This is a genomic window from Pseudomonas sp. FW306-02-D09B, assembly GCF_058782685.1.
Genome location: NZ_JBYSXY010000001.1, coordinates 56,410 through 68,751, shown reverse-complemented (window position 1 = coordinate 68,751; position 12,342 = coordinate 56,410). Strand labels below are relative to the sequence as shown.

Below are 12,342 nucleotides of genomic sequence, written 5' to 3'. Positions count from 1 at the left end.
CTTGCTCGCGAAGGCGGTACGACACTCAACTGAGATGTTGAATGTTAATCCGCCTTCGCGAGCAAGCCCGCTCCCACATTGACCGCATTCTGCTTAATGTCCGCTCGCCTCTGGCCCCGCCTTCGCTGCAAACGGCGGTTTGGCCAGCCACACCAGCAGAATCAAGCCCATAAAGCCCCAGCCCAGCAGCGTGAAGTAATCCACTGTGGAAAGCATGTACGCCTGGCTGGTCAGCAGGTGATCGAGCTGCGCATACGCCGGATTGCCCGCCCCGCCCAAGGTATTCAAGGTATCGCGGGTCGCCGAATCGAAGGTGCTGAGGCTTTCGCTCAGGTAAGCGTGATGCTGATCAGCGCGACGGATCCAGATCCAGGTGGTCAGCGATGCCGCAAAACTACCGCCCAGGGTCCGCAGGAATGTCGCCAGCCCCGCGCCGTCGGCGATCTGATGCGGTGGCAGGTCCGACATCAGAATGCTCAGGGTCGGCATGAAGAACAGCGCTACGCCAATCCCCATGAACAACTGCACCAGTGCCACGTGTTGGAAGTCCACCTCATTGGTGAAGCCGGCGCGCATGAAGCAGCTCAGGCCAATTGCCAGGAACGCCAGCCCGGCCAGCAGCCGCAGGTCGAACCGGTGCGCGTACTTACCGACAAAGGGCGACATCAGCACCGGCAGAATACCGATCGGCGCCACTGCCAATCCGGCCCAGGTCGCGGTGTAGCCCATCTGGGTTTGCAGCCACTGCGGCAGAATCAGGTTGATACCAAAGAACCCGGCGTAACCGAAGACCAACACGATGGTGCCGATGCGGAAGTTGCGATAGGCAAACAGCCGCAGATTCACTACCGGGTGCTTGTCGGTCATCTCCCAGATCACGAACACAGCCAGCGCAATCACCGAAATAGCCGCACCGATAATGATGAAGTTCGACTCGAACCAGTCCAGGTCATTGCCTTTGTCGAGGATGATCTGCAACGCGCCGACACCAATGATCAGGGTCAGCAGACCTATGTAATCCATCGGCTGACGACTGATGACCACCGGACGCTCCTTGAGCTGCTGCTTGACCACCATCACCGCGAACACGCCAATCGGCACGTTGATGAAGAAAATCCACGGCCAACTATAACTGTCGGTAATCCAGCCACCGAGTATGGGACCGGCAATCGGTGCGACCACCGTGACCATCGCCAATAACGCCAAGGCCATCCCCCGTTTCGCCGGCGGATAAACCGCAATCAGCAGCGTCTGGGTCATCGGATACAACGGCCCCGCCACCAACCCTTGCACCACGCGGAAGCCGACCAGTTCGGGCATCGAGGTCGAGATACCGCAGAGGAACGACGCCAGCACGAAGAGGATGGTCGCCCACAGAAACAGCTTCACTTCGCCAAAACGCCGACTCAACCAACCGGTCAGCGGCAGCGCGATGGCGTTGCTCACGGCGAACGAGGTGATGACCCAGGTGCCCTGCTCCGAACTCACGCCCAGGTTGCCGGAAATAGTCGGCAAGGCCACGTTGGCGATGGTGGTGTCGAGCACCTGCATGAAGGTCGCCAGCGACAGGCCAATGGTGCTGAGCACCAGGCTGGGCGGCTTGAAAGACGCGTTAGTACTCATCGCGAATCCTTTGAAACGAGGCAGTCGCTGCGACCGTTACGGCCGCAGCTGAGGGATTGGCGAATCAGCGTTGAGCGGTTTTGGCCGCCAGTGAGCTGTTGTCGTGGATCAAGCGGCTAATCATTGCGTCGGCCTCGGCCAACTGACGGTCGTAGACGTTGGTGCTGAACGAAGCTTTTTGTGGCGATTGCTGCGCCAGCACCGGACCGCTCTGGTCGCGCAGGTTAACGTTGACCATTGTCGACAGACCGACCCGCAACGGGTGCTGGGCGAGTTGCTCGGCGTTGATGTGAATCCGCACCGGCACCCGCTGAACGATCTTGATCCAGTTACCGGTCGCGTTTTGCGCCGGCAGCAAGGCAAACGCGCTGCCGGTCCCGGCGCCCAGGCTGTCGATGGTGCCGTTGTATTTCACTTCGCTGCCATAGAGGTCGGCTTCGATGTCTACCGGCTGACCGATGCGCATGTCACGCAGCTGGGTTTCCTTGAAGTTGGCGTCGATCCACAGTTGATCCAGCGGGATCACCGCCATCAGCGCAGTCCCCGGCTGGACCCGTTGGCCCAGCTGGACGGTGCGCTTGGCCACATAGCCGGTGACCGGCGCGATCAGCGTGCTGCGGGCGTTGGTCAGGTAAGCCTGGCGCACTTGCGCAGCGGCGGCCTGGACGTCCGGGTGAGACGAAACCACGGTGTCGTCGACCAGCGCGCTGGTGGTGGCAAGTTGCTGCTGGGCATTGGCCAGGGCGTTTTGCGCCGAGGTCAGGTCGTCCCGTGCGTGGGACAGTTCTTCCTGGGAGATCGCCCCGCCCGCCGCCAGATTCTTCCGGCGATTGAAGTTGTCCTGAGCCTTCTGCACTTCGGCTTTCTGGGCGTTGACCTGGGCTTTCATGCCGTCAACGTTACTGTACAGGCCGCGCACCTGACGCACGGTGCGGGCCAGATTGGCTTGTGCACTTTGCAGGCCGACTTGCGCGTCGTTCGGGTCGAAGTTGACCAGCACCTGACCTTCGTGGACCAGATCGCCATCGTCCGCACCGATGCTGACAACCGTACCGGTGACCAACGGCGTGATTTCCACCACGTTGCCATTGACGTAGGCATCGTCGGTGCTTTCGCTCCAGCGTCCGTAGAGTTCGTGCCAGCCCCAGACACCCAGGCAGCCAACAATCACCAGGACCGTCAGCACCAGCAGCATGAATTTACGTTTGCCTGGATTGCCCGCGTCTTGGGCGCTTTCAGGCGTTGGGTTGTTTTCGATAGTGGCCATGACAAGTACCTTGAATTATTGATTCAGCGTGGCAGGCGCTGGGGATGGGCTGGCCGCGGCCAGGGTGTCGGCTTGAAAGCCGCCGCCCAGTGCCTGCATCAGTTGAATCGACAGATCGATCTGCTCGGCATTCAGGTTCGCCAACTGACGTTGGGCCTGGAGCAATTGCTGCTCGATGCTGAGCACGTCCAGGTAGTTACCGATGCCGGATCCGTAACGCTGGACCACCGTGTTGTAAGAATCCTGGGCAATGTCGGTGGCGTGTTGCTGCGCACCAATCTGCCGACCGATGTCACGCAACTGGGAAATCGTGTCGCTGACATCCCCCAAGGCTTTCACCAGCGTCTTGTTGTACTGCGCAACGGCGAGGTCGTAGTCGGCGTCACGGGCATCGAGGTTGGCACGCAAGCGGCCGCCATCGAAGATCGGCAACGACACGGTGGGCATAATGTTGAAGAAGCGACTCGCCGAGCCGAACATCGCGTCACCCAACAACGATTCGGTACCGGCGGCGGCGCTCAGGTTGAGGTTCGGGTAGAACTTGGTTTTACCGGCGTCGATGCTTTTGCTCGCCGCCTCGACCCGCCAGCGCGCGGCGATCAGGTCTGGGCGACGACCGAGCAACTCGGCCGGCAGTGTCGACGGCAACGCCACGGCGCTGGCCTGAAGGACTTTCGGTCGGGCAATCTCATTACCACGATCCGGGCCTTTGCCGAGCAGCACGGCCAGGGCGATTTTCGCGCTCTGCAGGGTCTTTTCAGCGTCGATCAACGTCGCTTCGGAGCTGGCTTCCAGGCTTTCGGTTTGCTGATACTGGTATTGGCTATCGATGCCGGAGCTCAGCCGGCGCTTGCTCAGATCGAGCATTTGCCGGGTGCGCTTGAGGTCGTCGTTAGCCAGGTCATAAACGATATGGGCCTGCCCGAGGTTGCTGTAGGCGCGGGCGACGTCGGCCGACAAGGTCAGTTGCGCGGCTTGCTGATCGACTTCAGCCGCGCGGGCCTGGCCCAGCGCCGCTTCCCAGTTGGCACGCTGACCGCCCCAGAGGTCGAAGGTGTAATTGAAGCTGGCACCGATGCTGCGCACCGTGGCGTAGTTGCCGCCCGCTCCGGTCGGGTCCTTGTCACGCGCCAGGCGCGAGCGGCTGACACTGGCGCTGGCGTCGAGGGTCGGCATCCGCGCGGCATCGGCGGCATAAGCGGCGGCGCTGGCCTGGTGGGCACGGGCGTCGGCGATCTGCATGTCCGGGCTGTCGTGCAGGGCTTCGCGGATCAGGCCGTCGAGCTGCGGGTCGCCAAGGCTTTTCCACCAGTCGCTTTTTGGCCAGGCCGCCGGCGACAGGCTGACACCGTTAAGGGACTGCCCGGCCTTGAGGGTTTTCGCATCGAGGCTCACGCCTTGGGTGTTCAGGCCGCTGTAGCTGGCACACCCGGCCAGGCTCATGGCCAACAGCACCAAGCTGACGCGGGTACGCAAGGTTTTACTGCTCATTTGTCACCTACCCGCAGCACGGTGATCGGATCACCGGCCGCCAGCAAAATTTTCTTCAGGATCTGCTCCAGGGTTTTCAACTCTTCTGGAGTGATGGCGCCTGCCAGTTCGTTCATCGCCTCGGCACCGATATGCGGCAGACGGTCGGCCAGCTTCTGGCCTTCCCCGGTCAGTACCAGCCGTACCTGACGGCGGTCGCCTTCGCAGCGTTGGCGGGAGAGAAATCCCTTCTGTTCCAGACGGTCGAGCATGCGGGTCATCGAACCGCTGTCCAGTGACAGGTGCCGGCACAGCTCAGCCGGGGTATCGACGCCAAACTGGGCCATGATGATCAGCACCTTGAACTGCGCGGCGGTGATGCCATGGGGTTCCATGTGCGTATCGATGATCCGGTCCTTGAGCAGCGCGGCGCGCCCGAGCAAGAGACCGAGGTGGCAATTCTGGAATTCGTCTGGCGTGAAATGTTTCATCTGACCACCCATTAGCTGCCTAGGCAGGGAAAGTATGTCCAGATATTACTGCTTAGGCAGCGAATGTCAACGCAATAGTTAGGAGGCTTTGTAATTAGCTGATAAATGGCAGTGAGGAAGTGTTGCCTGATTGGACATTGCGGTGGCTGATACACCGCCTTCGCGAGCAAGCCCGCTCCCACAGGGATCACACTGAACCTGTGGGAGCGGGCTTGCTCGCGAAGGAAGCGACGCGGTCTTTGCGAAGGGACGGGAGGCTTAGAAATCCCGTTTGTAGAAGATATCCAGCGAACTGGCGATGCCGCTGGCGGCTTCCAGGTAGACCATTTTGCTCAGTTTGTAGCGCAAGGCGATGGTGTTGGCCGGTTCGAATACGCCGACGCCGTAACGCAAACTGAGTTTCTCGGAGAGGTTGCCGCTGGCCACCACGCTGGTGGTGGTGCCGCTGCCCTGGGTGTCGAGCTGGAAGTCCTGAATGCCCAGATCCTTGGCCAGACTGCCGGTCAGATCGGAACTGCCCATCAAGCCCAGTCCCAACGCAGCTTGAGCCAGCATGTTGTTGTCTTCGCCGTTGCTGGTCAGCGGACGCCCGAGCACCAGATAGGACAGTGCCTGTTCCTGGCTCATCGCCGGTTCCGAGAAGATCTGCGTGGTCGGCTGCTCGGCGCTGCCGCTCAGGCGAATACCGGCGATCACGTCGTCGGTCTGGCGCACCGCTTCGATGTCCAGATACGGCTGATCGATGGGCCCGGCGAACAGCAGCCGCGCTCGCCGTACCGTCAGGCGCTGGCCGTACGCACGATAACGGCCATCGTTGAGCCAGAGCTCGCCGCGGGTGTCCATGTTGTCACCGATGTGCACATGACCTTGCAGGTTCGCCGTCAGGCCGAACCCGGTAAAGCTGAGCTTGTCCTCACCGACCGCCACATCGATGTCCATTGCCATGGCCATCGGCGGTTTGCCCGCTTCGGTCTGGTGACCGACGATCACCGTGTCATCGGAGACCTTGACCGTTGATGGCGGCAACTCACGCACGGTGATTTCGCCCTTGGGCACCTGCACCTTGCCGACAATCGCCAGTTTGTCGTTGTTGATCGAGATTTTCAGGTCCGGCGCCACTTCCAGCACGGCGTACGGCTCGACCGTGACCGGCAGTTGTGTGCCTTTGAGGCTCAGATCCACCACCAACGCCTGACCCCAGGCAACATGCCCGTTCAAGCTGCCCTGCCCGGCCTTGCCGCTTTTCCAGCCGCCGTTGAGCTGCACACTCTCACCGGCAATCTGCGCCTGAAGCTGCAACGCCTCGAAACGCGTCGGCAGTTGCGGCCCGGAGATCTCACCGTCGCTGAGGGTCAGGTTGCCATTGACCTGCGGCGCCAACAGCCCGCCCGACAAACTGCCGCTGCCATTCAGGCGCCCGGTCAATTTCTCGACCATCGGCACAAACGGTCGCGCCACCGACAGGTCCAGACCGCTCAAACGGAATGAGCCGCTCAGCGGTTTGCTCTTGGGTAATGGATTGATCTGCGCCTGCACCATCAGCTCGCCCAACTTGCCACCCACGAAGTCGAGCTGCGTGTCGATGCGTTTCGGGGTCAGGGTGCTGGTCAGTTTCAGCGTCTGGTAAGGGAAATCCAGCCACTGATCCTTTTCCTTCATGCGCAGCGTACCGCCGCTGGCATCGACCATGATCTGGCCTTTCGGGCCGCTGGCCGGCAGGTCGAGTTGCACATCGGCATTGAGCTTGCCGTGCCAGGCAAAATCTTTCGGCAGCCATTGCGCGAGGCTGTCGATCGGAAACTGCTTGAGGTGGTAACGCAGCTTCGGTTCGGGCATCAGCCGCTGGTCTTCGCCGCACAGGCTGGCCTGCCCGGACATCCAGCAATGCGCGCCGAAGGTCAGCTTGCCGTCGGCCAGGCGTTCGATTTTTGCCGGATTTTGCAGCTTCCAGTCCTGGCCGCCAGCCTGTATGTCGCCACTGGCCAAACGGCCGCGCCAATTGCCTTTATCCAGATTGCCGTCGAGGCCCAGCGCCAGTTTCAGTTGCGGGCCCAGCAGGTCCAGTTGCAGCTTCTGGCTTTTGATATCGCCCTGGCCGCTGGCGGTCAGCGTGCCCAGTTGAGTGTCGCCGGCCTGAATACCGCTGCCCTTGAGGTCGATCTTCGCCCGTTGCGCGTTGTCGAGACTCGCGTCAAGGTTCAGGCTTTGCAGGCGATTGTCGTCGAACGCCAACTGCACGCCTTGCAGGCTGAGTTTGCCTTGCGGTGCCTTGAGGTTGCCGGCGACGTCGACCCGACCGTTGAGCTGACCGCGCAACTGCGGCCAGAGCTGGCCGAGACGTGGTGCCTTGATGTCGATCTGGCCGGCGAGTTTCTGTTGCAGACTGCCGCTGCCATCGATGCGGTTATCGCCCAGACGAATGTGCAGCGCGCTGAGGTTCCAGCGCTCGCCCGCGCCATCGGCCTTGACTTGCAAGACGGCCGGCTGACCGCGCAGCTTGCCCTTGAGGTCGAGATCGGCGTTGAGGCTCAGTTGTTCGTTTTTCATTTCACCCTTGCTGCGCAACGGACCGGCGAGGGTCCCCGGCAGCTCCGCCAGCCAGTACGCCGGGTTGATCGCCGACAAATCCAGCGCAGTATCCCAGGCAATGCCATCGGCGAACTGCAGGTTCAAATGCCCTTCGGCCTTGCCCTGCCCGGCCGCCAGTTTGAATTCCGGCAGGAAGATTTTCGTCAGATCGCCGCTGAACGGACTGCTCAGGCTGAACGCTCCGGCCGGACCATCCAGCGCCGCCTTGAAGTTGCCCAGGTAGTTGCCGTCGCGGTAGGACACTTGACCATTGAAGCTGCGCAGCGCCACCTGGGGTTCGGCGATCAGCGGGTACAACCGATGCCACGGGAAGTCCAGCCAATCGATTTTCGCCTCGGCACTCAGCCCCTCGGACCAATCGAGCTGGCCGCTCAGCTTGAGGTTTTGCGTGTCATTGGCGCTCAGATCGAGCCCGGCGATCTGCGCGCCCTTGGCGTCGACCTTGCCTTGCAGCAGCAACGCGACCGGGCCCTGCTCCGCTGGCAATGTCGCTTTGCCGAGCAACTGATAACCGCTTTTCAGGTCACCGTTGCCGGTCAGTTCCAGCTGATTGAGCTGCAAGGTGTCCGGCAAATCCGCGCTGGCCTTGAAGCCATCGGCGGTAATCCGCACCTTGGCCGGCAGGTTTTCCACCAGCGGTTGCAACTCACCCGTCAGTTGACCTTGCAGGTAACCGCTGCTGTCGGCGCGCAGGTTCAGGGTTTTCAACAAATCGCCGTCGACTTTCAGCGCCAGCGCCCACGGTGCTTTACCCGGTGCCGGCAAGGTCAGCTTGCCTTCGACGCTGAGCGGCCAGTTGCCGGTTGGTTGCAGCAGCCCGGACAAATCCAGGCTGAGGTCGTCGCGTTGCAGATGTACGGAGTCGATCTGCAAGCCCTTGGCCGTCCAGTGCGCGGCCAGTTGCAGGTCTTTGAGCTGCTCGCTGCCGTTGAGCAACAGGCTGCCGATCTGCACCTCGCCCAACTGGATCGCCACCGGCAATTTCAACTCGGGCAGGCTGATCGGCCCGCTGCTGGCTTCGCTGCTCGGGGCAAATTGCAGAATGACTTGCTCAGCCTTCAATTGCTCGATGCACAGGGTCATGCGCAGCAGGCACAGTGGCGACCAGGCGAACAATGGCTTGTTCAGCTCGACCCGACTGCCCGTTTGCTGCCAGAGCAAGTGATCGGCACTCCATTGGCCGCCCAGGCGACCCTGGAAATTCTCCACGCTCAAACCCGGCACCTGGCCCAGCGTCCAACGGCTGCCCGCTTGTGTACCGAGCAAGGCGCCGATGCTCAGCAACAGCAACGCCACCAGCGAGAGCATCGCCAGCAGCGCTATTTTCAAACCACGCTTCACAGCTCAGGCCCCATGGAAAAGTGCAAACGAATACCACCGGGATCATCCAGCGCATGGGCCAGGTCGAGGCGGATCGGCCCGACCGGCGAAACCCAGCGCACGCCGACGCCGACCCCGGTCTTGAGGCTCGGCAGGTCCAGCGTGTTAAACGAGTTGCCCTGATCGACAAAGGTTGCGATACGCCATTTTTCGGCGATGGAATATTGATACTCGACGCTGCCAGCCACCATGTAACGCCCACCCACGCGCTCGCCAGCGGAGTTTTCCGGCGACAGGCTCTGATAGTCGTAACCGCGCACGCTCTGATCGCCACCGGCAAAGAAGCGTAATGACGGCGGTATGGTTCGATAACCATTGGTGGCACTGCCACCTAACTGTGCACGAGCGAGGAACCGATGGTTGTCCCACACCGTGGTGATGCCTTTGACCAATGCAGTGCCATACACCACGTTATTGTCCGAACCCACCCCTTGCTTGGCCACCTTGCTCTCGAACTGCAAGCGGTAACCGTTGTGCGGGTCGATGCGGTTGTCACTGCGCAGATAGGAATAACTGATGCCGGGCATCAACAAGGTACTCAGGCCCGAATCGTCGCCCAGGCGATATTCCTCGCGCTGCCATTTCAACGAGATCACCCGCTGCCAGCCGCTGGGCAATTTGCTGTGCCATTCAGGGCCTACGGTCAGCAATTTGCTCAGGCTGTCAGTGTTGGCCAGTTCTTCATTTTGATAACCACCGGCAAAGCGCAGTTTGTCGGTGAGCGGCGGATCCAGTGGCACGTCGTACCAGAGGCCGACGTTCTGCCGTGGCGCCGAGACTTCCGCTTCCCAGCCATAACTGTGGCCTTCGGCGTTGACCCAGTGCCGGGTCCAGTTGGCCTTGGCCCGTGGCCCGACGTCCGTCGAAAAGCCCAGACCCAGGCCCATGGTGCGCGGTTTACGCGTGTCGAGTTTGACCGCCACCGGAATCACATCATTGGCCGCAGCAGTCGGTGCCGCATCCACCCGCACCGCGTCGAAGTAGCCGCTCGATTGCAACGCCTGATTGAGTTCGGCGATCAGTTCGGAGTCATACGGTGCGCCGCTCTTGAACGGCACCATGCGTTGCAGCAGGTCTTCGTCGAACGGTGTATCGCCGGTAAAACTGACCTTGCCCAAGGCATAACGCGGGCCACTGTCGTAAATCAGCTCGATGTCGGCGACACCGGCCCGAGGGTCGACCAACAGTTTCTGGCTGGTAAAGCGCCCACTGAAAAAGCCGAAGCGCGAAGCCTGATTCTGGATCAGCCGCTTGGCGTCTTCGTAATGGCCGTGATTAAGCACAGCACCGGATTTGAGCAGGTCGCTCTTGGGTACACGAAAGGATTTGAGGCTCGCGGCCGGGCCGTCGACACGAATGGTCACGTTGCGCAAATGCACCGGTTCGCCGGGGTCGATGTTCAACACCAGCGTTGGCGACTTGCCGTTTTTGACTTCGCTTTCTATATGAGGCTGGTAGTAACCCAAGGCCTGGGCGGCCTTGCGGGCCTGCTCTTCGGCACCACGACGAAAGCGCAACAAGGCTTCCTCATCGCGATCGCCGAGGCCGCCGATATAGCCCTCTATATTGGCCTTCAGTTCATCGTTGGACGGTTTGATCCTGACGTCCAATTCACTTTGCGCCAGGGCCGCTACGCTGCTGAACAGCACGAGCAAACCGCTGGTAAATCTTCCTGGAAACTTCATAGGCGCGGATGCTATCACGAGCGTAGGGGCGTGATAGAGCGAACAATCTGAACAAAAGTTCGACCTCAACTTGTTGCGCTATGTAACACCTGCGGATTGGCGTGGAAAAACACGTGCTCGAGAACAGGCCCTACAGCAACTTCGCCAATCTCTTCATAACCCTGGCGCTTATAGAACTCCAGATAACGCGGATTCCCAGTGTCGAGTACTACACCTTGGGAATGCTCGTCGACGGCGCACCAGTTATGCACGGCTGTGAGCAACTGCTCGCCGAAGTGCCGACCTTGAAACTCCGGATGAATCCCCAGCAACGGCAAGACATGCACCGAGTCCGATGGCAGGCAGGCCGCCACCGCCGCGTGATACTCCAGATAACGCCGGGTGCAACGCAACCCGGCGCTCAGCACCATCCGCAGGCGCCAGGCCCAACTTTCGGTGATGCCCAGACGACGTTGCGGCGGCGCGATCAGCGCAATGCCGATCAACCGGTCATTGATCAGCAGACCGATCGCCGGCAATTCCTGCACAAAATGCTGTTCAACCAGTTCCCGTATCGTGGCCCGCACCCGGTGTTCATAGCCAGGGCGTTCAGCCTCGAACAGGTACTTGAAGACTGGCTCGTGTCGATAGGCGTGGTACAGCAAGGAGCGAGCTTCGTGCGAATAGCCACTGTCGAGCCGGTGGACATCAGCAATGGCAGTTGAGGTTTCAGGCATGACGGTCTATCTCCCCTGAGCGGGGCTAAAATGGCCCCGTTCTTACAAGTACGAACCCGCTACAAAGCTGATCGTTCCCACACTAAAGGACATTAGCAGTGCATCTGCCCTACTGCCATGCTGGCTGACTTCGTACATGTCAGCTAGCATCGCACTTTTGCCAGGACTGCCGACCATGAAGATCGTCTCGTTCAACATCAATGGCCTGCGCGCCCGCCCCCATCAACTGGCGGCACTGATCGAGAAGCACCAGCCGGACGTCATCGGCTTGCAGGAAACCAAGGTCGATGACGTCCAGTTCCCGCTCGCCGAGCTTGAGGCGCTGGGCTATCACGTGAGCTTCCACGGCCAGAAAGGTCATTACGGCGTCGCCCTTATGTCACGTCAGGCACCGCTCGCGTTGCACAAGGGCTTTGCCAGCGATGAAGAAGACGCCCAGCGCCGCTTCATCTGGGGCACATTCGCCGATGCCAACGGCGTACCGGTGACGATCATGAACGGCTATTTCCCACAGGGTGAAAGCCGCGACCACCCGACCAAGTTCCCGGCCAAGGAGCGCTTCTACAACGACTTGCAGACGCTGCTCGAAACCCAGTTCAGCAATGACCAGCCGCTGGTGGTGATGGGCGATGTGAACATTTCCCCGGAAGACTGCGACATCGGCATCGGCCCGGACAACATGAAGCGCTGGCTGAAAACCGGTAAATGCAGCTTCTTGCCGGAAGAGCGCGAGTGGATGGCCCGTTTGAAGAACTGGGGCCTGGTGGACAGCTTCCGTCACCTGAACCCGGACGTAACGGATCGCTTCAGCTGGTTCGACTACCGCAGCCGTGGCTTTGAAGACGAGCCCAAGCGCGGACTGCGCATCGACTTGATCCTCGCCTCCCAAGGGCTGCTGCCACGGGTCAAGGCCGCTGGTGTCGACTACGAACTGCGCGGCATGGAAAAACCCTCGGACCATGCGCCGATCTGGCTTGAGCTGAGCTGATTTCCAAAGACCAACACAAACTAATGTGGGAAGGGCCGGGCGACGTTCGCTTGCTCGCGAAGACGGTATGACATTCAACAGAGATGCTGAATGTTAATCCGCCTTCGCGAGCAAGCCCGCTCCCACATTGGAT

Annotated in this window: 8 protein-coding genes; 1 reads left to right on the top strand and 7 read right to left on the bottom strand. The window is 60.8% G+C overall.

Features of this window, described 5'->3' with window-relative positions; genetic code table 11:
• Positions 1 to 93 precede the first annotated feature (93 nt).
• The 7 genes from AC3WK5_RS00330 to AC3WK5_RS00300 form a co-directional block, all read right to left on the bottom strand.
• Entirely contained in the window at positions 94 to 1,623 is a 1,530-nt protein-coding gene (locus tag AC3WK5_RS00330) for a DHA2 family efflux MFS transporter permease subunit (RefSeq protein WP_103317215.1), read from the bottom strand.
• Between the two features lie 64 nt (positions 1,624 to 1,687).
• Positions 1,688 to 2,890 (bottom strand): HlyD family secretion protein, encoded by a 1,203-nt coding sequence (locus AC3WK5_RS00325; RefSeq protein WP_103317218.1) that lies wholly within the window; start codon positions 2,888 to 2,890, stop codon positions 1,688 to 1,690.
• A 15-nt stretch (positions 2,891 to 2,905) separates the two neighbouring features.
• The gene (locus AC3WK5_RS00320) at positions 2,906 to 4,381 is read right to left on the bottom strand and encodes an efflux transporter outer membrane subunit (protein WP_103317220.1); all 1,476 of its coding nucleotides are present in this window, start codon (positions 4,379 to 4,381) and stop codon (positions 2,906 to 2,908) included.
• The gene (locus AC3WK5_RS00315; RefSeq protein ID WP_054598367.1) at positions 4,378 to 4,851 is read right to left on the bottom strand and encodes a MarR family winged helix-turn-helix transcriptional regulator; all 474 of its coding nucleotides are present in this window, start codon (positions 4,849 to 4,851) and stop codon (positions 4,378 to 4,380) included. The genes AC3WK5_RS00320 and AC3WK5_RS00315 overlap by 4 nt, the downstream gene beginning before the upstream one ends.
• A gap of 258 nt (positions 4,852 to 5,109) precedes the next feature.
• The gene (locus AC3WK5_RS00310; RefSeq protein ID WP_103317221.1) at positions 5,110 to 8,781 is read right to left on the bottom strand and encodes a translocation/assembly module TamB domain-containing protein; all 3,672 of its coding nucleotides are present in this window, start codon (positions 8,779 to 8,781) and stop codon (positions 5,110 to 5,112) included.
• Complete coding sequence (locus AC3WK5_RS00305) at positions 8,778 to 10,505, bottom strand: autotransporter assembly complex protein TamA (protein WP_054597870.1); 1,728 nt, start codon at positions 10,503 to 10,505, stop codon at positions 8,778 to 8,780. Before AC3WK5_RS00305 ends, AC3WK5_RS00310 begins: the two co-directional genes overlap by 4 nt.
• Positions 10,506 to 10,570: 65 nt before the next feature.
• Positions 10,571 to 11,221: a GNAT family N-acetyltransferase gene (locus tag AC3WK5_RS00300; RefSeq protein ID WP_103317223.1), complete on the bottom strand. Its 651-nt coding sequence runs from the start codon at positions 11,219 to 11,221 to the stop codon at positions 10,571 to 10,573.
• A 175-nt stretch (positions 11,222 to 11,396) separates the two neighbouring features.
• Here AC3WK5_RS00300 and xthA point away from each other — a divergent pair, with 175 nt between their 5' ends.
• A complete protein-coding gene (gene xthA, locus AC3WK5_RS00295; RefSeq protein ID WP_103317224.1) occupies positions 11,397 to 12,209 on the top strand; it encodes an exodeoxyribonuclease III in 813 nt (270 codons plus the stop codon).
• Positions 12,210 to 12,342: the final 133 nt, after the last annotated feature.